We start from the raw sequence: 24,957 nt of genomic DNA, 5'->3' as shown, positions 1-24,957 counted from the left end.
ATGGCTGGCCTCATTCGAATTCGAGGATGAGTTCGTCGACGGCGAGACTGGCGCCTTCGGCCACGGCGATGCGGCTGATCGTGCCGGCCTTCTCGGCGCGCAACACGTTCTCCATCTTCATCGCCTCGATGGTGGCGAGCGCCTGGCCCGCTTCCACCGCTTCGCCTTCGCTGACGGTGATGGCCGCGACCACGCCTGGCATCGGGCAGAGCAGCAGCTTGGAGGTATCGGGCGGAATTTTCTCGCGCATCAGGCGGGCAAGCTCGGCGACGCGGGGACTGCGCACCTGCACCAGGACGTCGCGGCCATGCCAGCGCAGGCGCAGCCCGCCGGCGGTGATGCCGACCTTCACCGCCATGGCCTCGCCACCGACGCTGAACTGGCCGAGCGCCTGGCCGGGCGTCCAGCGGCTGGTGACGGCCAGCAACAGGCCGCCTTCGAAGACGACATGATAGCCGCCGTCGACCGCATCGATGGTGAAGGGCAGGGCCCGGCCTGCCAGAGTGGCGACGAAGTCGCGGCCGATGGCGCGCCGGTGATTGTCCATGGCGCCGGTGATGGCGCTGTCGCGGTGCTGGCGGATATGGCTGATCACCGCGGCCACGGCTGCCAAGCGCGGCAGGTCGGCGTCTCCAGGCTCGACGCCGGTAAAGCCCCCCTCATATTCCTCGGCGATGAAGGCGGTGGTCAGCCTTCCGGCGCGGAAACGCTCATGATCGGCCAGGGCCGCGAGGAAAGGCAGGTTATGGCCGATGCCCTCCAGCTCGAACTGGTCGAGGGCACGGGCGAGGGCATCGATCGCCTCCAGGCGGGTCGGGGCATAGGCGCACAGCTTGGCGATCATCGGATCGTAATGGATCGAGATCTCGCCACCTTCCTGCACGCCGGCATCGACCCGCACCAGGCCGCCCTCGCCATCCGGTCCTTCGGCGGGCGGGCGATAGCGGCTCAGGCGTCCGATCGAAGGCAGGAAGTTGCGATAGGGGTCCTCGGCATAGACGCGCGCCTCCATGGCCCAGCCGGTGAGGCGGACCTCGTCCTGGCTGAGGGGCAGGCGCTCGCCGGCGGCGACGCGGATCATCGCCTCCACCAGATCGAGGCCGGTGACCAGTTCGGTCACCGGATGCTCGACCTGCAGGCGGGTGTTCATCTCCAGGAAGTAGAAATTGCGGTCCTTGTCGACGATGAACTCCACCGTGCCGGCGGAGTGGTAGCCGACGGCGCGGGAGAGGGCCACGGCCTGCTCGCCCATGGCGCGCCTTGTCGTCTCGTCGAGGAAGGAGGAGGGCGCTTCCTCGATGACCTTCTGGTTGCGGCGCTGGATCGAGCATTCGCGCTCGCCCAGATAGATCAGATTGCCATGCTGGTCGCCCAGCACCTGGATCTCGATATGGCGCGGCTCGGTGACGAATTTCTCGACGAAGATGCGGTCGTCGCCGAAGGAGGACTTGGCCTCCGAGCGCGAGGCGCGGAAACCTTCGCGGGCCTCGGCGTCGTTCCAGGCGATGCGCATGCCCTTGCCGCCGCCGCCGGCGGAGGCCTTGATCATCACGGGATAGCCGATCTCGGCGGCGATACGGGCGGCCTCGGACGCGTCCTCGATCAGGCCCATATGGCCTGGAACCGTCGACACGCCGGCTTCGGCTGCGAGCTTCTTGGAGGTGATCTTGTCGCCCATCGCCTCGATCGCCTTGGGCGGCGGGCCGATGAAGGCGACGCCCTCCTCGGCGAGCGCGTTGGCGAAGGCGGCGTTCTCCGACAGGAAGCCATAACCCGGATGCACCGCATCGGCACCCGTCTCACGGATCGCAGCGAGTATGGCGTCGATCTTGAGATAGGACTGCGCCGAAGCCGACGGGCCGATGCGCACGGCCTCGTCGGCCTCGCGCACATGCACGGCATCGTGGTCGGCGTCGGAATAGACGGCGACGGTGGCGATGCCGAGCTTGCGCGCACTGCGGATGACGCGGCAGGCGATCTCGCCGCGATTGGCGATGAGGATCTTCTTGAACAAAACGGGCGTGGTCACGGTGTCGATCCTCACAGCGGCATGGTGTCGTGCTTGCGCCAGCGCGTCTCCACCGTTTTGCGGCGCAGGGCGGCGAAGGCGCGGGCGATGCGCTTGCGCGAGGTGTGCGGCAGGATCACCTCGTCGATGAAGCCGCGCTCGGCCGCGATGAAGGGATTGGCGAAGCGGGCCTCGTAGTCCCGGGCGCGCTCGGCGATCTTGGCGGCATCGCCGAGCTCGGCCCGATGCAGGATCTCGGCCGCGCCCTTGGCGCCCATCACGGCGATCTCGGCCGTGGGCCAGGCATAGTTGACGTCGGCGCCGATATGCTTGGACGCCATGACGTCATAGGCGCCGCCATAGGCCTTGCGCGTGATCAGCGTCACCATCGGCACGGTGGCTTGGGAATAGGCGAAGAGCAGCTTGGCGCCGTGCTTGATCACTCCGCCATATTCCTGGCCGGTGCCCGGCAGGAAGCCGGGCACGTCGACCAAAGTCAGGATCGGGATGGAGAAGGCGTCGCAGAAGCGCACGAAGCGCGCGCCCTTGCGCGAGGAATCGATGTCGAGGCAACCGGCCAGCACCAAAGGCTGGTTGGCGACCACGCCGACGGTCTGGCCCTCGATGCGGATGAAACCGGTGACGAGGTTGCGGGCGAAGGCTTCGCCCACCTCGAAGAAATCGCCCTCGTCGGCGACGGCCAGGATCAGCTCCTTCATGTCGTAGGGCCTAGTGGAGCTGTCGGGCACCAAAGTGTCCAGGCGCATCTCCAGCCGCGACGGGTCGTCGTGGAAGGGCCGCACCGGCGGCTTGTCGCGGTTGTTGAGCGGCAGGAAGTCGAACAGGCGCCGGATCTCCTCCAGCGCCTCGACGTCATTGTCGAAGGCGCCGTCCGCCACCGAGGATTTCTGGGTATGGGTGCGGGCGCCGCCGAGTTCCTCGGCGCTGACCACCTCGTTGGTGACGGTCTTCACCACGTCGGGGCCGGTGACGAACATGTAGGAAGTGTCGCGCACCATGAAGATGAAGTCGGTCATCGCCGGTGAATAGACCGCGCCGCCGGCACAGGGGCCCATGATCACCGAGATCTGCGGCACCACGCCGGAGGCCTCGACATTGCGCTTGAACACATCGGCATAGCCGGCCAGCGAAGCGACGCCTTCCTGGATGCGGGCGCCGCCCGAATCGTTGAGGCCGATCACCGGCGCGCCGTTGCGCAGGGCCATGTCCATGATCTTGCAGATCTTCTGGGCATGGGTCTCGGACAGCGAGCCGCCGAGCACGGTGAAATCCTGGCTGAACACATAGACGAGGCGTCCGTTGATCGTGCCCCAGCCGGTGACCACGCCATCGCCGGCGACCTTCTGGTTCGCCATGCCGAAATCCACGGCACGATGGGTGACATACATGTCGAACTCCTCGAAGGAGCCCTCGTCGAGCAGGACTTCCAGGCGTTCCCGGGCTGTCAGTTTGCCCTTGGCATGCTGGGCTTCGATGCGCCTGAGGCCGCCGCCGAGCCTCGCCTCCTCGCGGCGGCTTTCCAACTGTTCGAGGACGGCGCGCATCGGGCTTGCTCCACACGGTTCGACATTGCCTGGATCGACATCTCTCGCTGCCCAGCACGGCCCACGGAGGCATGAAACGCTGTCCTTGTCATGCCCGGGCTTGACCCGGGCATCCAGCGGCTCCCGTTTCATTGTCTCGAAAGGGGTTGGATTGCCGGGTCAAGCCCGGCAATGACAAGCGTCTAGGCAATTCGATCCTTCACGGGAGGAACCATTAGCTTTTCTGCGCTCTTTGTTCTTGCTTGAAAGAGTGCGAATGCATGATTTATGCTAAATTGGATTGCAAATTGCGAAATTGCGAATATGGCCGGCAAACTCTTCATCGGCGCCCGCCTCAGGGCCATCCGCGAGGCCGCCCACGCCACCCAGGCGGCGTTCGCTCAGCGGCTCGGCATCTCCACCTCCTATCTCAACCAGATGGAGAACAACCAGCGCCCCCTCTCGGCCGCGGTGCTGCTGGCGCTGGCCGAGCGTTTCGACATCGATATCGCCACCATCGCCCAGAGTGACGGCGACCGCCTGCTCTCGGCCCTGAACGAGGCCCTGGCCGATCCGCTCTTCGACGCTTTGGCGCCGAGCCTGCAGGAATTGAAGCTGGTCACCCAGAACGCGCCGGGCTTTGCCCATGCCCTGATCACCGCGCACCAGGCCTACAGGCGCAATTCCGAGCAATTGGCGAGCCTGGACGGACGGTTGGCGGGCGGCCTGTCCGAGCCGACGCCCTATGAGGAAGTGCGCGATTTCTTCCACTTCCTCGACAATTACGTGCATGAGCTCGACACCGCCGCCGAAGCCCTGGCCGAGCGCCTGGGGCTGCCCCGCCGCGAGCCCGGCGCCGCCTTCACCGCTCATCTCGAAAGCCGCCACCGGGTCAGGGTGATGCAGGCGCCGGCCGAGGAAGGCATCATCCGCGGCTTCGACAAGGAGGCGCGGGTGCTGCGCCTGCATCCCTATTCCCCTGCCGCCACCCGTCATTTCCAGCTCGCTTTCCAGATCGCCGCCTTGGAAGCGGAAGCCGAGATTGCGTCCATCCTGGCCGGAGCCGACTGGCGCAGCGCCGAGGCAGTGGAGATCGCCCGCATCGGCCTCACCAATTATTTCGCCGGCGCGCTGACCCTGCCCTACCGGGCTTTTCTCGCTGCGGCCCGGGAGTTGCGCCACGACCTCGAACTCCTCGCGGCGCGTTTCGGCGCCAGCCTCGAGCAGGTGGCCCATCGCCTCTCCACCCTGCAGCGGCCGGGCTTCAAGGGCGTGCCGGTGTTCTTCGCGCGCATCGACCGGGCCGGCAACATCACCAAGCGCCACAGCGCGGCCAAGCTGCAATTCGCCCGCTTCGGTTCCGCCTGCCCGCTCTGGAACGTGCACCAGGCCTTCGAGGCGCCGGGCCGCATCATCCGCCAGCTCGCCGAGACGCCGGACGGCGAGCGCTATCTCAGCGTCGCCACCGAGATCGCCAAGGGCGGCGGCGGCTTCAACGCGGCCCAGCGTCGCTATGCCATCACGCTCGGCTGCGAGATCGCCTATGCCCGGGACTTCGTCTATGCCGACGGTCTCGATCTTTCCAACCAGGCGGGTTTCGATCCGATCGGCATCTCCTGCCGCATCTGCGAGCGCCAGCACTGCCACCAGCGCGCCGTGCCGCCCCTGAAGGCGCATCTGGCGGTGAATCATGACCGGCGCGAAATCGTGCCCTATCGCATCGTCTAGGCTGGCTGCGATGGGGTGGAGCCCGAGAGCCCGGCTGTTTCACTGGATCACGGCGATCGCGATCACCGCGCAATGGATCATCGGCCTCTTCCTGCTCGGCGGCATGGCCATGGCGGGCAATGCCTGGCTGACGGCCCATCTCTCGCTCGGCCTGGTCCTCCTGGCGCTGACCCCGCTTCGGCTCGTCTCCCGGCTGTTCGACCATGCGCCGCGCCACGTTCGCTCTCCGCTTGCCGCGATCGTGGCGGGTCTCGCTCACGCCGGTCTCTATGCCTTGCTCCTGCTCGTGCCGCTCACGGGCTGGCTCGGCTATCGCCCGGCGCCGTTCATGCCGCCGCCGCTCGCCTTCGACCTGCTGCCCATGCCCGTACTGACGGGGCTGGAGGGCGTGTCACCGCGCACGATGCTGAGTCTGCATGCCCAGCTGACCTGGGCGCTCGTCGCCCTCGTCGTCGTCCATGTGCTGGCGGTCTTGTTCCACGCGGTCGTGCTGCGTGACGGCACCCTCGGCGGCATGCTGCATGGGCGCAACCGTGGCGCTGCCGATCGCAGGCCATAGACGTGTGCGGGAAGCGGGCCCGGCTTGTCTCTCGACATCCTCTCGCGAAATCGCTACGCGGGGATTGAAAACATCAGGAAAGGCGCCGCCATGCTATTCGTCATCCAATGCGAAGACATTCCCAATGGTCTCGAACTCAGGCAGGCGACGCGCCCGGCGCATCTCGATTATCTGAAGACGCAGGACGCCCATATTCTCGGCGCCGGCCCCTTCCTGGATGCCGAGGAGAAGATGGTAGGCTCGCTCCTCATCGTTGATTTCCCCAGCGAGGCCGAGGCCCGGACCTTTGCCGAGAACGATCCCTATGCCAAGGCCGGCCTGTTCGCCTCCACCAGCATCCGCCGCTGGCGCTGGGGCATCAAGCCCCCGGCCGGCCTCTGATCCGGGCAGGAGCAGACCATCATGGCCCATTGGCTGATCAAGTCCGAACCGGAAGTATGGAGCTGGGACCAGCAGGTCGCCGCCGGCGCCAAGGGCACGCCCTGGGACGGCGTGCGCAACCATGCCGCCAAGCTCAATCTCATGGCGATGAAGAAGGGCGACAAGGCCTTCTTCTACCATTCCAACGAGGGCAAGGCCGTCGTCGGCGTCGCCGAAGTGGCACGCGAGCACTATCCGGACCCGGCCACGCCCGGCCAGCCCTGGGTGCTGGTCGACTTCAAGGCGGTGGCGCCCTTCCCCAAGCCGGTGACCTTGGCCGACGTCAAGGCCGAGCCGAGGCTCGCCAACATGGCGCTGGTGAAGCTGTCGCGCCTCTCCGTGCAGCCCGTGACGGACGAAGAATGGCAGCTCGTCTGTGCGATGGGCGGCTACAAGGGCTGAATTCGGTGGACGGGGCGGCCCGATGATCGACTCTCATGTCATCCGAGCTGTTGCCTTCGACGCCTATGGCACGCTGGTGGAGATCACCGATAAGCGTCGCCCGTACGAGCGCGTTGCTCGGGCGAGAACGATTAATCCCCTCGTCTCGCCCATCACCCAGGAGCTTGATCTGATCGCCTTCGCCGATCGTTGCGGCCTTGTGCTCAATGCGCAATGGCAGTCTGATCTTGCAGCGGAGCTGAAGTCCATTCGCCCCTTCGAAGAAGGTCGGGATGTGCTGACCGCCCTGCATCGCGCCGGCTATCGTGTCGCTGTCGCTTCCAACCTTGCTTTGCCCTACGAGACCCCGATCCGGGCTTGCTATGGCGACCTGCTGGACGTTGCTTGCCTATCCTTCGAGATCGGTGCAGCCAAGCCCGACGCCCCTTTCTACCGGGCGCTATGCCGGCAGCTGGACTGTGAGCCGCAGGAAATCCTGATGGTTGGCGATAGCTGGCGAAGCGACTATCAAGGCGCAACGCGGGCCGGACTGCAGGCGCTGCATCTCGATCGCCGCGGCGTCGGGCCGGCGGGGCGGGAGGCCATCACCATCACGGATCTCCGCCGCCTGCTCGCCATCCTGCCGGCGTGAACGTCACTTTATTGGACTTGCTTGTCATGATTACTCTTCGCACCTCCCGCCCGGCGGACGTGCCCTTCCTGCTTGAGATCTGGCGCAGGTCGGTGAGGGCGACCCATGATTTCCTGCTGCCCGGTGATTTCGAGGCGATCGAGAAGCTAGTCGCCAATGATTATCTGCCGGCCGCGCCCCTGCATGTTGCCGCCGATGGCGACGACCGGCTGCTCGCCTTCATGGGCATATCGGATCGCCATATCGATTCGCTGTTCATCGACCCCGACAGCCGCGGCCAGGGTATCGGCACCTTGCTGGTTCGCCATGCCAAGGAGCAAGGCGAGGGCTCGTTGAGCGTCGACGTCAACGAGCAGAACACGCAGGCCGTCGGCTTCTACCGCCACCTCGGCTTCATCGAGACGGGCCGCTCCCCGCTCGATGGCGACGGACGCCCCTATCCGCTGCTGCATATGCGCCTGGATTAGGCATCGTCCGGAAATAACGGAAGCACCACCTTTGTCATGCCCGGGCTTGACCCGGGCATCCAGGGGCCTTGCCTTCGACATCTGAGAGCAGGAACTGGATTGCCGGGTCGAGCCCGGCAGTGACAAAGGCCGAGCCAATTCGGTTCGTTTGTTGACGGATGATCCTCAGTTTTTCGGACCCTTGCCCTGCTTCGCCGCAACGAAGTCGAGGAAGGCCCGCAGCGGCGGGGCCATCTGGCGGCGGCTGGGATAATAGAGGTGGAAGCCCGGAAAGGGCGGCGACCAGTCAGCCAGGACATGGACGAGCCGGCCGGAGTCGAGCCCGGCGCGGATCTGGTGCTCGAACAGATAGGCGATGCCGACGCCGGCGAGCGCCGCCAGGCAGGCGACCTCCGGTTCGTTGACGATCAGGGGACCTTCGACGGCGGCTTCGAGGGGGCGGCCTTCACGCTCGAACTCCCAATGATAGAGGCTGAGATCGGTCGGCCAGCGGAAATTGATGCAGCGGTGCCGGGCGAGGTCGTGCGGGGTCACGGGTGTGCCGTGGCGGGCGAGATAGGCCGGGGCGGCCACGGCCATCAGCCGGAGTTCGCCCCCGAGCCGCACGGCGATCATGTCCTTTTCCACCATCTCGCCGAGCCGCACGCCGGCATCGAAGCGATTGGCCACGATGTCGATTAGCCGGTCCTCGCTGACGAGATCCAGCGTGATGTCGGGATAGGCGTCGAGGAAAGGGCCGATCAGCGGCCCGATGACATGGATGGCGGCGATGCGGGTGGCGTTGATGCGCAGGAGGCCGGCAGGGCTGTCGCGCAGGCTCCTGACGTCGGCGACGGCGGCGTCGAGATCAGACAGCGCCGGGCGCAACCGGGCGAGGAAGCGCTCGCCGGCCTGGCTCGGTGCCACGCTGCGGGTGGTGCGGTTGAGGAGGCGAACGCCGAGCCTCTCCTCTAGCAAACGGATGGTCTGGCTCAGGGCGGAGGGGGAAAGCCCGAGATGAGCGGCCGCTCGCGCGAAGCTGCCATGCTCGACCACGGCGACGAAAGCCCGCAGTTCCACATGTTCGCTGCCTCGCATTCTATACGCCCTTCTTCATAAGCTATGCGTATTCTATAGCATTAACGAAGCAGTCTCCAGGGAGCATCTTGCCGGCAACGTCGCAACGGAGGATGACCCCCATGACGCTCGCTTTGGATGACTACCGCCTGCTCGGCCGCTCGGGCCTCAGAATATCCCCGCTGTCGCTGGGCACGATGACCTTCGGCACGGATTGGGGCTGGGGTGCCGATGAGGCGGAAGCCCGCCGCATCTTCGATACCTATGTCGATCGCGGCGGCAATTTCATCGACACCGCCAACCAATATACCAACGGTACGTCCGAGCGCTTCGTCGGCACCTTCGCCGCCGACCGCCGCGACCGGCTGGTGATCGCCACCAAATACACGCTGCCCTCCCGCCCGGGCGATCCCAATTCCGGCGGCAACCACCGAAGGAGCATGGTGCGTTCGGTCGAGGACAGTCTGAAGCGGCTCCGCACCGATTATATCGACCTGCTCTATCTGCACGCCTGGGACTTCACCACGCCGGTGGAGGAAGTATTGCGCGGCCTCGACGACCTCGTGCGCTCGGGCAAGATCGTCTATGCCGGCATTTCGGATGCTCCGGCCTGGCAGATCGCCCGCATGCAGACCATCGCCGATCTCCGCGGCTGGGCGCCGCTGATCGCCCTGCAGGTCGAATACAATCTGATCGAGCGCACGATCGAGCGTGAGCTGGTGCCGATGGCCCGCGATCTGGGCCTCGGCGTCATTCCCTGGTCGCCGCTGGCCAGCGGCGTGCTCGCCGGCAAATACAGCCGGGCCGATCTCGACGACAGCGGCGGCTCGGCCGAAGCTTCCGGCACCCGCCGCAACGTCGCGCTCGGCAATGGGGCGCTCACCGTACGCGGTCTCGATATCGCCGACGTGGTCAAGGCGGTTGCCGGCGAGACCGGGCATACGCCCTCGCAGGTGGCCCTGGCCTGGACCCTGACCAATCCGGCGGTCGCCTCGCCCCTCGTCGGCGCGCGCACCCTGGCCCAGCTCGAGGACAATCTTGGTGCGCTCGAGGTGACGTTCTCGGACGAGCAGCGCAGCCGGCTGGAGGCGGCCAGCGCCATCGAACTCGGCTTCCCGCACGACTTCCTCAATCGTCCGCTGACACGCAATGTGATGTTTGGCGGGCTGAAGATCCCGACGCGGGGGTGAAAAGGACTATTTTTCAATAGAAAAGGTCGCGCCGCCCCTCAAACCAAGCTTGCTGCCGCCTTCCCTTCAATGCAGGGTCGCCTCCTCGATATGTTTGAGCTTGTCGGGATTGCGGGTGACGTAGATGCCGACGATCCGGCCATCGCGGATGTCGAGGGCGGTGGTCTGCAGCGTGTCGTCGCGTTCGATGGTGATGAAGCCCGGCAGGCCGTTGATATAGGTGAAGCGCACCAGCTTCGACATGGTCTCGGCGAAGTAATGCGCCAGGCCCGCCTGCAGCTTCATCACGTCCTCGATGCCGAAGATCGGCTTCATCGCGGCCGGCTTCTTGCCACCACCGTCGGAATGCACGGCGACATCGGCGGCCAGCAAAGCCTGGAGCGCCGTCATGTCGCCGCTGCGCGAGGCCGCGAAGAAGGCGTGGGCGATCTCCAGGCCCCGCTCCTTCGGCATGTCGAAACGCGGCCTGGAGGCACGAACATGGGTGCGTGCCCGGCTGGCGAGCTGGCGGCAGGCGGCGGCATCGCGTCCGATCGTCTCGGCGATCTCGTCGAAAGAAACGCCAAAGACGTCGTGAAGCAGGAAGGCGGCGCGTTCCAGCGGGGAGAGCCGCTCGAGCGCCAGCAGCAGGGGCAGGGTGACGTCCTCGACCTCGTCACCACCCTCCTCGATCACCGGCTCGGGCAGCCAGGGACCGATATAGGTCTCGCGCTGGCGCCGGGCCGATTTGAGCACGTCGAGGCAGAGCCGGGTGACGGTACGGGTGAGGAAGGCCAAGGGCACGCGCACCTCGCTGCGATCCGCGTCGAGCCAGCGCAGGAAGGCATCCTGCACCACGTCCTCGGCATCGGCGACCGATCCCAGCATGCGATAGGCGATACGGATCAGGCGCGGCCGCAAGGGGTCGAAGCTTGCGGCCGCATCGCTCTGGAGAGCGCCCGCCATCAGGCCGCCGCTTTCGCGCGCACCGAATGCACGGCATTGAAGCCGACATTGACCCGGTTCCAGCCATTGATGGCGACGATCAGCAAAGTGAGCTTCACCTGTTCCTCCTCGGTGAACTGCGCCTTCACCTGCTCATAGACATCGTCGGGCGCGCGCTTGTCGGCGACCAAAGTGAGGGCTTCCGTCCAGGCCAGGGCTGCGCGTTCGCGCTCGTTATAGAGCGGCGATTCGCGCCAGGCGTCGAGCAGATAGAGCCGTTCCTCGCTCTCGCCAAGCTTGCGCGCATCGAGGGCGTGCATATGCAGGCAGAAGCCGCAGCCATTGATCTGGGAAGCGCGCATCTTGACCAGTTCCATCAGGCTCACCTCGAGGCCATCGATGCCGGTCGAAAAATCGAGCCACTGCTTCATGATGGCGGGCGAGGCGGCGAAGGGGTTCAGTCTGGCTTTCATGATCATGTCCTCTTGATCGGTTTGCACGGACATGACGAGCCGGCCTCCGCCGCTGTGACATGGAGGCGAAATTTTTTGAGCCAGATTCTGGAATAGGCGCCTCGATGCGAGCGCAAACTGCGATCCGGGTGGATTTCAGCCTGCCATAACTATTTGTTTTAAAAAGTTTATTTAGCCCGGCTGCCGACAGGCCCTCCCGGAAAGGGTTTCAGCCTGCTCGCGAGCCTGCAAGAGACCGTGGCAAGGAGGCCAGGAACAGGACAACGCAGACACAAAGCAGGACGATGTCCTTGAACAGGAACTCCCCGGTCAGATTCCAGGCCATCGGATCGCTCGACAGGCTCCATTGCACCACCCCGGGTGTGGTGAAGAAGAACGACCAGGTGATCGCGAAGGTGACGATGCCCATCAGCGAACCGGCAGCCGACAGGATCGGGCTGAACGCCCCTGCCGCAAGCAGCGCCGCAATGGCGAACTCGGCAACACCGAGGAAATACGCTTCACCCCGCAGGCCGAGCAGCGACAACCATGAGATGAAGGGGCTGTTGGTAATGAATTGGGCAATGCCCTGGGCCGACTGCAATGTGAATTTCTGCATGCCGAACGACACGAAGATTATCACCATGACCCAGCGGAGAATCGCCAGAAAACGATAGGAGCCGCTTCCGTTTTCCGAGATGTGGAAGACTGTATTCATGTGGGTCACTTCTTTCCTTTTTGGCATAGTGATTTCGAAGGCGCGCTGATGCGCGTTCCTCGCAACCACTACGTTGGGAAAGAACCGGCGTTACGTTGATCCGGTGTTTGGCGGCTCACAATGACATGTATGGGCGGTCCGCGCTTATGGCGGACTCGAGAAGTGGCGTGCTCTCGTCAGCGCAGCTTGGCGGCGATATGCCCGGCGAGCTGGTCGAGGGCCGAGCTCATCGCCTCGACTTGGGCGGGCGCTCCCGCATCGGCCGGGGGCACGGCGATATTGGCCTGGGCCGCCGCGCTGCGGCCGCCATTGCGGTAATGCAGACGCCATTGTGCCTGCAGCAGCACGACGCCTTCTGCATTGGTGTCGAAGCGGCTCACCGAGAGCTCCAGCGTCGCCGATTCCTTGCCGGATACCGTCTGGCTGGTGGTCACCAGCGAGCCGGCGGGCAGGCGCCGGCGCAAATCCTCGGCCAGCACGCGCTGCACCATGGAGCCCAGCGGCTCGCCCCAGCGCTCGAACTCGGAGACCCCGAGCTGGACGTCACCGGAGCGGCGCACCAGCTGCGGGCGGTCGAGATATTTCGCCACGTCCACCGTTTCGATCGACACCGAGACCGGCCGGCCCGCAACCCTTTGCCCGCCCTGGGCAGCCAAGGTGTAGATCTTGGCGTCCGGCGAGGCGCAGGCCGCGAGCAAAGCGAGAGCCAGGCCCAGGCCTGCAAGGGCTGCAATGCGTCCAGAACGGCGGGCGGAGGAGAACGGCATCAGTTGCTTCCTCTGGTCTTGCCCCGGATCAGGGATTCGGGGTGCTGCTGCATATAGTCGGTGAGCACGCGGATGGAGCGCACGGCATCGTCGACCTGCGACATCAGGCGCGTGAGGTCGCGCTTGAAGCTGGACGAGCCGCCATAGCCCTGGTCGAAGGAGCCCAGGGTGGAATTGATGCGCTTCATCGACTGCTGGGCGGTGTCGAGCACCGGCTGCAGCCTCTGCATGGCCGGCGCAAGGTCCGTCTTGGCCTTGTCGATCAGCTCCCGTGCGGAAGTGAGGGCGCCGGCGAGCGAGCGCAGCGATTCCTTGATTTCCGGCCCGGCGGCCAGGTCCTGGAACGACTTCATGGTGTCGTTGGCCTGGAGCACCAGCTTGTCCAGCGGCAGCTTCGAAATGCGGTCGAGAATGTCGTTGACCGAGCGCAAGGCCGAATCGAACTGGTTCGGATTGGTCGGGATCACCGGATAGGCGTCGCCGGTTCCCAATTGGGCCGGTGCAGCCTTGGGATCGATATCCAACGACACCACGCTCTGGCCGGTGAGATAGTTGCTGGTCTTGATCTCGGCGCGCAGACCCTTGGCGACCAGCGACTTCAGCACGGTTTCGGGATCGATCGGGCCGGTGGCGCCGACCACCTGGACGCGCTGCGGTTCGATCTCGATCAGCACCGGTGCGCGCGGCGCATTCTTGGTGACGTCATATTGCAGGTTGACGTCGACGACCTGGCCGATCTTGAGGCCATGCCACTCCACATTGGAGCCGGGAACGAGACCGCCGACCGACGAGTCGAAATAGACCAGATAGCGCAGGCGTATGGTGTATCTGGCCTCGTCGGCGCTGGCCTGGTCGCTGTAGAGGGTGAAAGCCGTCTTGGGGGGAGCCCGCTCGCCCGCCGGCACGCCCGTCGGCGTATCGAAGGCGATGCCACCTGCGAGCAGGGCCTGGAGGGAATCGAGCTGCAGCCGGAAGCCTTGCGGACCCGTGGTGAGCGAAACGCCCGAAGCGCTCCAGAAATTACTGGAGGTCAGCACTTCCCTGTCATAGGGGTCGCGGACGAAGGCGCGGATGGTGATACCGGCCGAGGCATTGGAGGAATCGTAGCCCAGGACCTGGCCGACTTCGAGGCCGCGATAGAAGATCGGCGAGCCGACGCCGACCGAGCCGATCTTGGTGGCTTTGAGGGCGAATTCGGTGCCCGGAGCGTCGGTGGGGATGACGGGCGGTACCTCCAGACCGGTGAAGCTGTCGGTCGTCTCGCCGGACTTGGCCGGATCGAACTCGATATAGACGCCGGACAGCAGGGTCGACAGGCCCGACACGCCCGAACTCGCCGACAGGCGCGGGCGCACCACCCAGAACAGCGAGTCCCGGCGCATCAGGGGAGCAGCCTGCTTGGACATCTCGGCCGTGGCGATGACGTGGCTGCCGTCGGGCGCCAGCGTCACGCTCTTCACCGTGCCGAATACGATGGCCTTGTAGCGCAGCTGGGTCTTGCCCGGTTCCAGCCCTTCGGCGGTGCGGAAGGAGATAGTGATCTCGGGACCCTTCTCCGACAGCGTCACCCAGGCCAGATAGAGCCCGATCCCGATCGCGGCCAGCGGCACCAGCCAGATCAGGGGCAGGCGCCGGCGCGGCTTGCCGATCTCGGGTGTGGCCGGGCCGTCGCCGTGCTCGAAAGCGCCATTTTTGGGGGCATCGGAATCGGTCAATGGCTTGGCTTTCCCTTCTGGCGGTCGAGATTGTCCCACATCAGGCGGGGATCGAAACATTCGGACGCGATCATGGTGATGATCACCACGGCGGCGAAGGCGATGGCGCCGACGCCGGGCTGGATGCTGGCCACCCCGCCCAATTGCACCAGCGCCACCAGGATCGAGATCATGAAGATGTCGACCATCGACCAGCGCCCGATGAATTCGATAAGGCGATAGGCGACGGTGCGGTCCCGCAGGCGCCAGGTCGAGCCGCGCTGGGTGGTGATCAGCAAGGTCGCCAAGCCCGCCAGCTTGAGCGTGGGCACCAGGATCGAGGCGATGAAGACCACCGCCGCCACCGGCCACATGCCGGCATCCGCCAGCTGGATGATGCCGCCGATGATGGTGGAGGGATCTCCGCGCCCCAGCATATAGACCGCCATGATCGGGTAGATGTTGGCGGGGATGTAGAGGATGGTGGCGGTGATCAGCAGGGCCCAGGTGCGGTTGATGCTGTCGGGCTTGCGCAGATGTAGCGCCGCCTTGCAGCGCGGACAGTTGCCGTGGCCCGAATCGGGCAGGTTGGAGGCAAGCCCGCAGGCTTCGCACAGCGCCACGGGTCGCCTGGGGTTCACCACCGGCGGCGGCGGCACCAGGCCCTTGCGCTCGAAGCTGCGCCAGATGGTCTCGTCGTCGAGCAGGGCGCTGGTCGCTACCGTCACCAGCATCAGTGCCGCTACCGCGAATACAGCGGGACCGAGTTCGATGCTGGCGAGCTCGATCAGCTTCACATAGGCGACGATCAGGCCGAATATGTAGACCTCGATCATCGCCCAGCGGCCGACGAAACTGGAGCCGCGATGAACCAGAGGCAGCCAGCGCGGCGGACGCCGCATCCTCAGCCCGGTCAGGACCGCGAGGCGGGCGAGAATCTGCAGGCCTGGCGCCACCAGCATGGTGATGCCGACGACGATCGCCAGTTCCCACAGGCCCTGGTCGTAGAGCGACTTGATGCCGGTGACGAGCCCGGCGACCTGTATCCGCCCTGAGATCTCCAGCTTGATGAAAGGCAGGAAATTGGCCATGGCAAAGCAGGCGGCGCCGGCCAGGCTATAGGCATAGGCATGGCTCAGCGAGATGGCGCGGTAATGCTCCATGGTGGCGCCGCAACGCGAGCAGCGCGCGCGCATGCCGTCCTGAAGCGGCGGCACGTCGTGCAGCAGCCCGCAGTCGTGGCACTCCATGATCTGGGTGGCACTTCGCGTCGTCGGGGTGATCACCCGATCTGTCCGCCCGGTCGCCATGTTACCGTTGCACTCGAATCACAAAAGAACTCCGGCCTTACCGTAGCGGCATTCCGCCAATGGAGACGACGAATCTTCCCTGAAGTCTCCCTTCGGGCCGACCGTAACTCCGATGTCTTGAGCCCGAACGGCTCTTTCCAAACGTTCGTGCGCGGACGACTGCATTTGCTGCAATACGCCGCTTCCGATCCCCTTTTGTCGCATGCTGCACGAAAAGCCAAGGCTTAGACGGTATTAGAATTGACGAGGTGCCGACTTCGGCGACGCCCGAGGGGCTTCGTGCCCCCGACCATTATCGGGCGCGCCGTCTGGACGATTTGATACCGATCGGGTTAGGCTGCCCCAACCTTGAACAAACCATCCGGAGCCGCCATGCCCAAGGTGCCGCTTCACAGCCCCCGGGAGAGGGCGACGACCCTGGCCTGCTGGCGCGGCAGGGTCGATCCGCAGCCGCTCGGTGGCGGCATCACCAACACCAACTTCACTGTGGTGAACGGCGACGGCAAATATGTCGTGCGGATCGGTGACGACATTCCCCTGCACCAGATCAGCCGCGCCAACGAACTGGCCGCCAGCAAGGCGGCCTTCGCCGCCGGCATCTCGCCGGAAGTGGTGCATCACGAACCGGGCGCGCTGGTGCTGCGCTTCATCGAGGGGCGCACCTTTACGCCCGAGGATGTGCGCGATCCCCGCAACCACCAGGCCATGATCGAACTGGTGCGACGCTGCCATCGCGAGATGCCCCGTTTCTTCCGGGGCCCGGCCGCGATTTTCTGGGTGTTTCAGGTCCTGCGTGACTATGGCCATACGCTGAGGGAAGGCTCCAGCCGGCATCTGCCGCTGCTGCCGCGCCTGCTCGCCGAGAGCGAGCGGCTGGAGGAAGGCGTCGGCCCGGTCGACATCGTCTTCGGTCACAACGATCTGCTCGCCGCCAATTTCCTCGACGACGGCAAGCGCCTCTGGCTGGTCGACTGGGACTATGCCGGCTTCAACTCGCCTCTGTTCGATCTTGGCGGCCTTGCCTCCAATTCCGAGCTCGACGTCGCCGCGCGTGACAGTCTGACGGAGGCCTATTTCGAGCGGCCCCTCGATGATGGATTGCGCCGGCGTCTGGCCGCCATGACCGCGGCCTCCCTGCTCCGTGAGGCCATGTGGAGCATGGTGTCGGAAATCCATTCCGCCCTCGATTTCGACTATGTCGCCTATACCGCCGAAAATCTCAGGCGCTACGAGGTGACGTATGCCGCCTGGCGGGATGGGTAGCCTGGAGCGCGGACTTCTCAGCGGCATGTTTGCATGTCGCGATATCCGCTCTTCCCCTTAAGCGCAGCGTTTCCAAGAGCGGACCGGAAGTCCGCGCTCCCAGGAGATCTCCATGTCCGACCTGCCCACTTCCGCCAAGATCGTCATCATCGGTGGCGGCATCATCGGCTGTTCCACCGCCTATCATCTCGCCAAGATGGGGCTGACGGACGTGCTGGTGCTCGAGCGCGGCAAGCTCACTTCGGGCTCGACCTGGCATGCGGCCGGCCTGGTCGGCCAGCTCAGGACCAATGCCAATATCACCCAGCTGCTCGGCTATTCCGTCGCCCTCTATGACCGGCTGGAGCAGGAAACGGGCCTGGCCACCGGCTGGAAGCGCAATGGCGGCCTCAGGCTCGCCTGCAACCAGGAACGCTGGACCGAGGTGAAGCGCCAGGCCACCACGGCGACCTCCTTCGGCCTGGAAATGCAGCTGCTCAGCCCCAAGGAAGCCCAGGATCTGTGGCCGCTGATGCAGGTGGACGACGTGGTTGGCGCCGCCTTCCTCCCGACGGATGGGCAGGCCTCGCCCTCCGATATCACCCAGTCGCTCGCCAGGGGCGCGCGCATGGGCGGCGTGACTTTCCGCGAAGGCGTCATCGTCACCGGCATCGAGGTCGAGGGCGGCGTCGCCAAGGCTGTCTTGACCGACCAGGGCCGTATCCAGGCCGAGAAGATCGTGATCTGCGCCGGCCAATGGTCGCGCGAGATCGGCCGCATGGCCGGGGTCAACATCCCCCTGGTGTCGATGCAGCATCAATATCTGATCACCGAGCGGATCGAGGGCGTCACCTCCAACCTGCCGACCTTGCGCGATCCCGACCGCCTTACCTATTGGAAGGAGGAGGTCGGCGGCCTGGTGATGGGCGGCTACGAGCCCAACCCCAAGCCCTGGGCCAATACAGGCGCCACCGAAAAGTTCGAGTTCCAGCTGCTGGAGAACGATCTCGACCATTTCGAGCCGCTGATGGAGCTTGCCATCGGCCGCGTGCCCGCCATGGAAAATGTCGGCGTCAAGCAGTTCATCAACGGGCCCGAGAGCTTCACGCCCGACGGCAATTTCATTCTCGGCGCGGCACCGGAAACCAAGGGCGTCTATGTCGGCTGCGGCTTCAACGCCTTCGGCATCGCCTCAGGCGGGGGCGCCGGCATGGCCCTGGCCGAATGGGTGGCCAAGGGCGAGCCGCCCTATGATCTGTGGGCCGTCGACATCCGTCGCTTCGGCAAGAACACGCTCGACACCGGCTGGGTGCGCCAGCGCACCATGGAGGCCTATGCCAAGCACTACACCATGGCCTGGCCCTTCGAGGAGTATCAGTCCGGCCGTCCGCTGCGTCGTTCCCCGCTCTATGACCGGCTCAAGGCGCAGGGCGCCGTGTTCGGCGAGAAGCTCGGCTGGGAGCGGCCCAACTGGTTCGCCGCAACGGGCGAGGAGGCCAGGGACGTCTATAGCTATGGCCGCCAGAACTGGTTCGAAGCTGTCGGCCGCGAGCACAAGGCTTGCCGCGAGGCGGCCGTGGTGTTCGACCAGACCTCCTTTGCCAAGTTCACCGTGAGGGGGAGCGACGCCAACGAGGCGCTGTCATGGCTCTGCGCCAACGACGTGGTCAAGAAGCCGGGCAGCCTGACCTATACCCAGATGCTCAACCGCAAGGGCGGCATCGAGACCGATCTCACCGTGGCCAGGCTCGGCGACGGCAGCTACTACCTCGTCACCGGCACCGGCTTTGCCACCCATGACCTCGACTGGATCCGGCGCAACATCCCGGACGGGCTCGATGTCGAGGTCGAGGACGTCACCTCGCAATTTTCCGTGCTGGTGCTGATGGGCCCCAAGGCGCGCGAGATCCTGGGAGCGCTCACGGCTGAGGATCTTTCCAATGCCGCCGCGCCCTTCGGCAGCGCCCGGCCGCTGCACATTGCCGGCGCGCGCATCCTGGCCCTGCGCGTCACCTATGTCGGCGAACTCGGCTGGGAGCTGCATGTGCCGATGGAGTTCGCGCTGACGGTCTATGATGCGCTGATGGCGGCCGGCACGCCGCTCGGTCTCGTCAATGCCGGCTATCGCGCCATCGAATCGCTGCGGCTGGAAAAGGGCTACCGGGCCTGGGGCGGCGAGATCGGGCCGGATCATTCGCCCCTGATGGCCGGCCTCGGCTGGGCGGCGAAGCTGAAGAAGGACATCCCCTTCCTCGGCCGCGAGGCCCTGCTCGACCAGGCGGCCAAGCCGCTGCCGCGCCTGCTGGCCGGCTTTACCGTCGATGACCCCAAGGTGATCCTGCTCGGCCGCGAGACCATCTATCGCAACGGCAAGCGCTGCGGCTGGCTGGCCTCGGCCGGCTATGGCTACACGGTGGGTAAGAACATCGGCTACGGCTATGTCCGCGATCCCGCCGGCGTCGACGCCGACTATGTGCTTTCCGGCAGCTATGAGCTGGAAGTCGCGACGGAACGGGTGAAGGCTGAGGTGTTCCTGGAGCCGCTCTACGACCCGAAAATGGAGCGGGTGAAGGGGTAACCGAGATGTCGAATATTAAGGGTAAGGCGAGACACAGCGCAGCCTCTCACCCGCCCCCTCTCTCCGCTTCGCAGGGCGAGGGAGACGTCAGCGGCGCGACTGCTGCCACTGCCGTCCCATCCCGCATGCCAGCCGAGACAGCCAACCCTTCGCGTGAGCCGTGGCGTGTGGAGATCGAAGCCGGCCTTGCCGACGCCAACCGTGGGGACTTTGCCACCGAGGCTGAGATTGGGGTGGTGCTCGGCAAATATCTATGGTCCTAGCCGAACACCGACGTCCCTCTGCCCCTCACACCGCCGGCGGGTTCAGGCGCGCAAAGCCTTCCTGGCGGCGATAGGGGAAATAGGGATAGGCCGCTTCCACCGCGCTGGCCGCGTCGAGCTTCTGGCGCTGTTCCGGCGTCAGGCTCCAGCCGATGGCGCCGAGATTTTGCCTCAGCTGGTCCTCGTTGCGGGCGCCGATGATCACCGAGGAGACGGTGGGGCGGCTGGTGAGCCAGTTGATGGCGATCTGCGGCACGGTCTTGCCGGTTTCCTCGGCCACGTCGTTCAGGGCGTCGATGACGCGGAAGAGGCGTTCGTCATCCACCGGCGGGCCGAAATCGGCGGTCTGGTGCAGCCGGCTGCCGGCCGGCAGTGCCTGGCCGCGCTGCAGCTTGCCGGTAAGCCGGCCCCAGCCGAGCGGGCTCCAGACCAGCGCGCCGACGCCCTGGTCGAGGCCGAGAGGCATCAGCTCCCACTCATAGTCGCGTCCGATCAGGGAATAATAGGCCTGGTTGGCGACATAACGCGTCCAGCCATGCCGGTCGGCGATGGCGAGCGACTTCATGATCTGCCAGCCCGAGAAGTTGGAGACGCCGAGATAACGCACCTTGCCGGCACGAACGAGGCCGTCCAGCGTCGAGAGCACCTCCTCGATCGGCGTCCCCGCATCGAAGGCATGCAGCTGCAGGAGGTCGATATGGTCGGTGCCGAGACGGCGGAGCGCCGCCTCGACGGCACGGATCAGGCGCTCGCGCGACGTGCCGTAGTCATTGGGCCCGTCGCCCATCGGCAGGGCGGTCTTGGTCGAGATCAGCACCTCGCTGCGGCGGCCCTTGATGGCGGCGCCGAGAACCTCTTCGGATGCGCCGTTCGAATAGACGTCCGCGGTGTCGAACAGGTTCACGCCGGCTTCCAGGCAGATGTCGAGAAGGCGGCGCGCCTCCTTCTCGTCCGTGGTGCCCCAGGCGCCGAACAGGGGTCCCGAGCCGCCGAACGTGCCGGCACCGAAGCTGAGGACCGGCACTTTCAGGCCGGATGCGCCGAGACGACGATAGTCCATGGTGATGTCCTTTCCAAAAGGCAGAGCGGATTCAGGCTGACTGGCCCGGAGCAAGGCGCGTTCTTGGCTGAACGCTTGTTTGCTCAAATCCTTTGTTTCGACGCGTCTTTGCGGTTCGAGGGGAACCCTTCAAATCGCAAAACGCTTTTGGGGTTCGGGCTGGCGGTCGAGCGCGGCGCTCCACAGCGTCAGCACCAGGGCGATGGCGACCAGGGCGGCGCCGACCAGGGGCGTCAGGCCGAGGCCGAGCGGTGAGGCCACCACCAGCCCGCCGACCCAGGCGCCCAGGGCGATGCCGAGGTTGAAGGCGGCGATGTTGAGGGCCGAGGCGACATCGACGGCGGCCGGGCGATGGACCTTGGCAAGCTGCACCACATAGAGCTGCAGGCCGGGCACGTTGGCGAAGGACAGGAAACCGAGGGCGGCCAGCGTCACCAGGGTCAGCACCGGCGAGGTGGCGGTGAAGGCAAAGGCAGCCAGCACGGCAGCCTGCAGGGCGAACAGGCCGATCAGCGCCTTGGCGGGATTGCGGTCGGCGATGCGGCCGCCCACGAGATTGCCCACGGCGATCGCCGCGCCATAGAGCACCAGGATCAGGCTGACGCTGCCGGCGGCAAATCCGGTGATCTTCTCCAGGATCGAGGCAAGATAGGTGAAGGCGACGAAGGTGCCGCCATAGCCGAGCGCCGTCATGGCGAAGACCAGCAGCAGGCGGCCACTGCCGAGAACCCGGATCTGGTCGATCAACCTGGCCGGCGGCGCCCTGCGCAGCGTGGCCGGCAGCAGCACGGCGATGGCAATGAAAGCGATCAGGCCGAGGCCTGCGACGCCCCAGAAGGTGGCGCGCCAGCCGAAGCTCTGGCCGATGAAGGTGCCGAGCGGCACGCCGGTGACGATCGCCACCGTCAGGCCCATGAACATCATGGCGATGGCCGAGGCGCGACGATCGGGCGCGACAAGATCGGCCGCGATGGTAGCGCCGACCGAAAAGAACACGCCATGGGCGAAGGCGGAGATCACGCGGGCGACCAGTAGCAATTCATAACTTGGGCTGAGTGCGGCCGCGCTGTTGCCGACGACGAAGAGTGCCATCAGGCCGAGCAGCAGGCCCTTGCGGCCGAGGCGTCCGGTGAGGGCGGTGAGGATGGGGGCGCCGAAAGTCACGCCAAGAGCGTAGACGCTGACGATCAGTCCGGCGAGCGGCAGGGTGATGCCGAGATCGGAAGCGACCGTCGGCAGCAGGCCGACGATCACGAACTCCGTGGTGCCGATCGCATAGGCCGCGATCGTGAGGGCAAGGAGGGCGAGGGGCATGAGAGTGGTCCCAACAAGGGTGAATGAGTGTCGGGGCGAATATGATCGCTACGCATTGCCATGATAATCGGGCATAATGAGTGAATAGCTTTGAATTGAATTCATAAGGGATAGTCATGGATAACCGGGCCGGGGAGATGGAGGTGTTCGTCACCGCGGCCGAGTTGCGCAGTTTCTCGGCAGCCGGACGCAAGTTGCATCTCTCGCCCTCGGCGGTGAGCAAGCTCGTCACTCGCATCGAGGACCGGCTCGGAGCCCGCCTGCTGGTGCGCACGACGCGAACCCTGCAGCTCACGCCGGAAGGGGAGACCTATCTTGGCCGCGCCCAGGCCATTCTCGCCGACATCGCCGAGACGGAGCGAATGATCTCGAGCGGTGGCGAGGTCGTGCCAGCCGGGCGGCTACGCGTCAGCGCCTCGGTGGGATTCGGGGCGCGCTGCGTCGTGCCGGTGCTGCCCGATTTCCTGGCCCGCTATCCCAAGGTGGAGCTCGATCTCTCGCTCACCGACGACGTCATCGACCTCGTTGAGGAGAAGGCCGATATCGCCATCCGCTCGGGACCCCTGCGCGATTCGGCGCTGAAGGCGCGCAAGATCCTGGAGAGCAAGCGCGTGATCACTGCTTCGCCGGCCTATGTCGCGCGGCATGGCGTGCCCGCCACGCCCGAGGAACTCGAAGGGCATAACTGCCTGCTGTTCAACTTCCGGCGTGGCCTCGACACCTGGCCCTTCCGCGATCCCGGTTCGATATCCGTGCGGCGCGTGCAGGTTGCCGGTAATCTCAAGGCCAATAATGGGCCGACCATGCGCAAGCTCTGCATGGATGGCCTCGGCCTGGTGCGCCTCGGCCGCTTTCATGTCCAGCCGGATATCGATGCCGGGCTGCTGGTGCCGGTGCTGGAGGACTACAACGCCCTCGACGTTGAGCTGATCCACGCCGTCTTCGTCGGCCACGACCATCTGGCGGCTCGTATCCGCGCCTTCGTGGATTTCCTGGCTGAAAGAATCGGAGGGCCGGGGCACTGAATCCCTGGGACCGCCGGCTTCCAGCCGGCTCTTGGAACCGCGCCGTTTGCTGGTAGTGAAGAGCCGGCTGGAAGCCGACGGTCCCAGGAAACGCAAACGCCGGCCCCGCGCTCGTCGGGGCCGGCGTCCTGAATTCCGGTCACGGATACCCTAGGCGACCTTGGTGGCCGCCGCCGGTTCGGTGCGCAGATAGGTCTCCAGGCTGTCGTCGAGCGCCTCGACCCATTTGGTGTGGTGCTTGGGCGCCATGGTGCCGGTCATCAGCGAGCGATAGCCATGGTCGCGGAAGCCCATGATGTCCTCCATCTTGTGGTGTTCCCACTCCATGAAGGTCTTGTTGGTGGCCTCGATGTCGAACTGCGGATAGTCGGTCTCGGCCAGCAGCTCCTTCACATAGTCGCCCTGGTACCAGATCATCTGCTCGGCATCCTCGAGGGTTTCCTCGCGGGCGCGCCATTTGTCGAAATTGGCCTTGAGTTCGGCTTCGGGCGGCAGCTTGATACGGCCCATCATCACGTCACGGGCCCACCAGGCCTGCACGTCGAACATGTTGAAGGTGTAGAACTGGTCCTGCATGCCGATATAGAAGAGCTGCGGATTGCCGTCGAAGATCACACCCTTGTAGAGATGGTCCGCCCAGAGCCGGTTAGCGGTCTTCAGGCGCAGATCGTCCGGCAGGAACGGGAAGTGGTGCTGGTAGCCGGTGCACAGGATCAGCGCGTCGACCTCCTTGCTGGAGCCGTCGGCGAAATAGGCCGTGCGGTTCTCCAGGCGCTGCAGCAGCGGGCGCTCTTCGAAATTGGCCGGCCATTTGAAGCCCATCGGCTTGGAACGATAGCTGGTGGTCACCGACTTGGCGCCGTATTTCCAGCACTGCGAGCCGATGTCTTCGGCCGAATAGCTGCGCCCGACGATCAGGATGTCCTTGCCCTTGAATTCCAGGGCGTCACGGAAGTCGTGCGCATGCAGCACGCGGCCGTTGAAGCTCTTCACGCCCTCGAAATAGGGCACGTTCGGCGTGGAGAAGTGGCCGGAAGCCACCACGACATAGTCGAACTCCTCATCATACATGCGGTCTTCGGTGCGCTCATGGGCGGTCACCGTGAACTTCTTGGTGGCCTCGTCGAAACGCACCATGCGTACTGGTGTGTTGAAGCGCACCCATTTGCGCACGTCCGCCTTCTCGACGCGGCCCTTGATGTAGTCCCACAGCACCGCGCGCGGCGGGTAGGACGGGATCGGCTTGCCGAAATGTTCCTCGAAAGAGTAGTCGGCGAATTCCAGGCATTCCTTGGGGCCGTTCGACCAAAGATAGCGGTACATGCTGCCATGCACCGGCTCGCCATGTTCGTCGAGGCCCGTGCGCCAGGTGTAGTTCCACAGCCCACCCCAGTCCGACTGCTTTTCGAAGCAGACGATTTCGGGAATGGCAGCACCCTTGCGGGCGGCCGATTGGAAGGCGCGGAGCTGCGCCAAGCCCGAGGGACCGGCGCCGATGACGGCTACTCTTGTCATATATTCTTCCCCTCTGCCGATATGGCGGTTGGTTTGAGCGTCTGGATTTCTGTACTTATTGGCGCTCCGCCAGCCTCCTCCGAAGCCGCC

At 65.3% G+C, this 24,957-nt stretch carries 22 protein-coding genes; 10 read left to right on the top strand and 12 right to left on the bottom strand.

Annotated elements, in window-relative coordinates; translation table 11 throughout:
• Positions 1–10: 10 nt before the first annotated feature.
• Positions 11–2,014, bottom strand: a complete 2,004-nt coding sequence (locus QM672_RS24915) for an acetyl-CoA carboxylase biotin carboxylase subunit (RefSeq protein WP_367623895.1) — start codon at positions 2,012–2,014, stop codon at positions 11–13.
• A 26-nt stretch (positions 2,015–2,040) separates the two neighbouring features.
• On the bottom strand, positions 2,041–3,573 hold the full coding sequence (locus QM672_RS24910; RefSeq protein ID WP_415085825.1) for an acyl-CoA carboxylase subunit beta: 1,533 nt from the start codon (positions 3,571–3,573) through the stop codon (positions 2,041–2,043).
• A 303-nt stretch (positions 3,574–3,876) separates the two neighbouring features.
• Here QM672_RS24910 and QM672_RS24905 point away from each other — a divergent pair, with 303 nt between their 5' ends.
• The 6 genes from QM672_RS24905 (at position 3,877) to QM672_RS24880 (ending at position 7,759) form a co-directional block, all read left to right on the top strand.
• A complete protein-coding gene (locus QM672_RS24905; protein ID WP_367623602.1) occupies positions 3,877–5,280 on the top strand; it encodes a helix-turn-helix domain-containing protein in 1,404 nt (467 codons plus the stop codon).
• Between the two features lie 10 nt (positions 5,281–5,290).
• The gene (locus QM672_RS24900) at positions 5,291–5,839 is read left to right on the top strand and encodes a cytochrome b/b6 domain-containing protein (RefSeq protein WP_367623603.1); all 549 of its coding nucleotides are present in this window, start codon (positions 5,291–5,293) and stop codon (positions 5,837–5,839) included.
• Between the two features lie 90 nt (positions 5,840–5,929).
• Positions 5,930–6,220 (top strand): YciI family protein, encoded by a 291-nt coding sequence (locus QM672_RS24895; RefSeq protein ID WP_105860858.1) that lies wholly within the window; start codon positions 5,930–5,932, stop codon positions 6,218–6,220.
• 21 nt (positions 6,221–6,241) lie between these two features.
• The gene (locus QM672_RS24890) at positions 6,242–6,661 is read left to right on the top strand and encodes an EVE domain-containing protein (RefSeq protein WP_311934155.1); all 420 of its coding nucleotides are present in this window, start codon (positions 6,242–6,244) and stop codon (positions 6,659–6,661) included.
• Positions 6,662–6,683: 22 nt separating this feature from the next.
• A complete protein-coding gene (locus tag QM672_RS24885) occupies positions 6,684–7,292 on the top strand; it encodes an HAD family hydrolase (protein ID WP_311934156.1) in 609 nt (202 codons plus the stop codon).
• A 26-nt stretch (positions 7,293–7,318) separates the two neighbouring features.
• A complete protein-coding gene (locus tag QM672_RS24880) occupies positions 7,319–7,759 on the top strand; it encodes an acetyltransferase (protein ID WP_415085822.1) in 441 nt (146 codons plus the stop codon).
• 165 nt (positions 7,760–7,924) lie between these two features.
• Here QM672_RS24880 and QM672_RS24875 read toward each other — a convergent pair whose 3' ends face one another.
• The gene (locus QM672_RS24875) at positions 7,925–8,836 is read right to left on the bottom strand and encodes a LysR family transcriptional regulator (RefSeq protein WP_415085820.1); all 912 of its coding nucleotides are present in this window, start codon (positions 8,834–8,836) and stop codon (positions 7,925–7,927) included.
• A 101-nt stretch (positions 8,837–8,937) separates the two neighbouring features.
• Here QM672_RS24875 and QM672_RS24870 point away from each other — a divergent pair, with 101 nt between their 5' ends.
• A complete protein-coding gene (locus tag QM672_RS24870) occupies positions 8,938–10,005 on the top strand; it encodes an aldo/keto reductase (protein WP_415085818.1) in 1,068 nt (355 codons plus the stop codon).
• A 66-nt stretch (positions 10,006–10,071) separates the two neighbouring features.
• On the opposite strand, the gene QM672_RS24865 is transcribed toward QM672_RS24870, so the two are convergent.
• From QM672_RS24865 to QM672_RS24840, 6 genes are all read right to left on the bottom strand, one after another.
• Positions 10,072–10,950, bottom strand: a complete 879-nt coding sequence (locus QM672_RS24865; protein WP_415085816.1) for a sigma-70 family RNA polymerase sigma factor — start codon at positions 10,948–10,950, stop codon at positions 10,072–10,074.
• A complete protein-coding gene (locus QM672_RS24860; protein ID WP_415085814.1) occupies positions 10,950–11,402 on the bottom strand; it encodes a carboxymuconolactone decarboxylase family protein in 453 nt (150 codons plus the stop codon). Before QM672_RS24860 ends, QM672_RS24865 begins: the two co-directional genes overlap by 1 nt.
• A gap of 208 nt (positions 11,403–11,610) precedes the next feature.
• A complete protein-coding gene (locus QM672_RS24855) occupies positions 11,611–12,099 on the bottom strand; it encodes a DUF417 family protein (RefSeq protein WP_415085834.1) in 489 nt (162 codons plus the stop codon).
• A gap of 176 nt (positions 12,100–12,275) precedes the next feature.
• Complete coding sequence (locus QM672_RS24850; RefSeq protein WP_311934165.1) at positions 12,276–12,866, bottom strand: PqiC family protein; 591 nt, start codon at positions 12,864–12,866, stop codon at positions 12,276–12,278.
• The gene (locus QM672_RS24845) at positions 12,866–14,581 is read right to left on the bottom strand and encodes an intermembrane transport protein PqiB (protein WP_367623609.1); all 1,716 of its coding nucleotides are present in this window, start codon (positions 14,579–14,581) and stop codon (positions 12,866–12,868) included. The genes QM672_RS24850 and QM672_RS24845 overlap by 1 nt, the downstream gene beginning before the upstream one ends.
• Positions 14,578–15,870, bottom strand: a complete 1,293-nt coding sequence (locus QM672_RS24840; RefSeq protein WP_311934167.1) for a paraquat-inducible protein A — start codon at positions 15,868–15,870, stop codon at positions 14,578–14,580. The genes QM672_RS24845 and QM672_RS24840 overlap by 4 nt, the downstream gene beginning before the upstream one ends.
• A gap of 372 nt (positions 15,871–16,242) precedes the next feature.
• Between QM672_RS24840 and QM672_RS24835 the strand changes: the two genes are divergently transcribed.
• On the top strand, positions 16,243–17,133 hold the full coding sequence (locus tag QM672_RS24835; RefSeq protein ID WP_415085832.1) for a phosphotransferase: 891 nt from the start codon (positions 16,243–16,245) through the stop codon (positions 17,131–17,133).
• A 112-nt stretch (positions 17,134–17,245) separates the two neighbouring features.
• Positions 17,246–19,690 (top strand): GcvT family protein, encoded by a 2,445-nt coding sequence (locus QM672_RS24830; protein ID WP_415085811.1) that lies wholly within the window; start codon positions 17,246–17,248, stop codon positions 19,688–19,690.
• Positions 19,691–19,978: 288 nt separating this feature from the next.
• On the opposite strand, the gene QM672_RS24825 is transcribed toward QM672_RS24830, so the two are convergent.
• On the bottom strand, positions 19,979–21,013 hold the full coding sequence (locus tag QM672_RS24825) for an aldo/keto reductase (protein WP_415085809.1): 1,035 nt from the start codon (positions 21,011–21,013) through the stop codon (positions 19,979–19,981).
• A 129-nt stretch (positions 21,014–21,142) separates the two neighbouring features.
• Positions 21,143–22,327: an MFS transporter gene (locus QM672_RS24820; RefSeq protein WP_415085807.1), complete on the bottom strand. Its 1,185-nt coding sequence runs from the start codon at positions 22,325–22,327 to the stop codon at positions 21,143–21,145.
• A gap of 116 nt (positions 22,328–22,443) precedes the next feature.
• Between QM672_RS24820 and QM672_RS24815 the strand changes: the two genes are divergently transcribed.
• The gene (locus QM672_RS24815; protein ID WP_367623614.1) at positions 22,444–23,352 is read left to right on the top strand and encodes a LysR family transcriptional regulator; all 909 of its coding nucleotides are present in this window, start codon (positions 22,444–22,446) and stop codon (positions 23,350–23,352) included.
• Between the two features lie 150 nt (positions 23,353–23,502).
• Here QM672_RS24815 and QM672_RS24810 read toward each other — a convergent pair whose 3' ends face one another.
• Positions 23,503–24,867: an NAD(P)/FAD-dependent oxidoreductase gene (locus QM672_RS24810; protein ID WP_311934172.1), complete on the bottom strand. Its 1,365-nt coding sequence runs from the start codon at positions 24,865–24,867 to the stop codon at positions 23,503–23,505.
• Positions 24,868–24,957 lie beyond the last annotated feature (90 nt).

Source organism: Labrys sp. (in: a-proteobacteria) (genome assembly GCF_047605565.1).
In the GTDB taxonomy this organism is placed as follows: domain Bacteria; phylum Pseudomonadota; class Alphaproteobacteria; order Rhizobiales; family Labraceae; genus Labrys; species Labrys neptuniae.
This window is presented reverse-complemented; position numbering and strand designations above follow the sequence as displayed.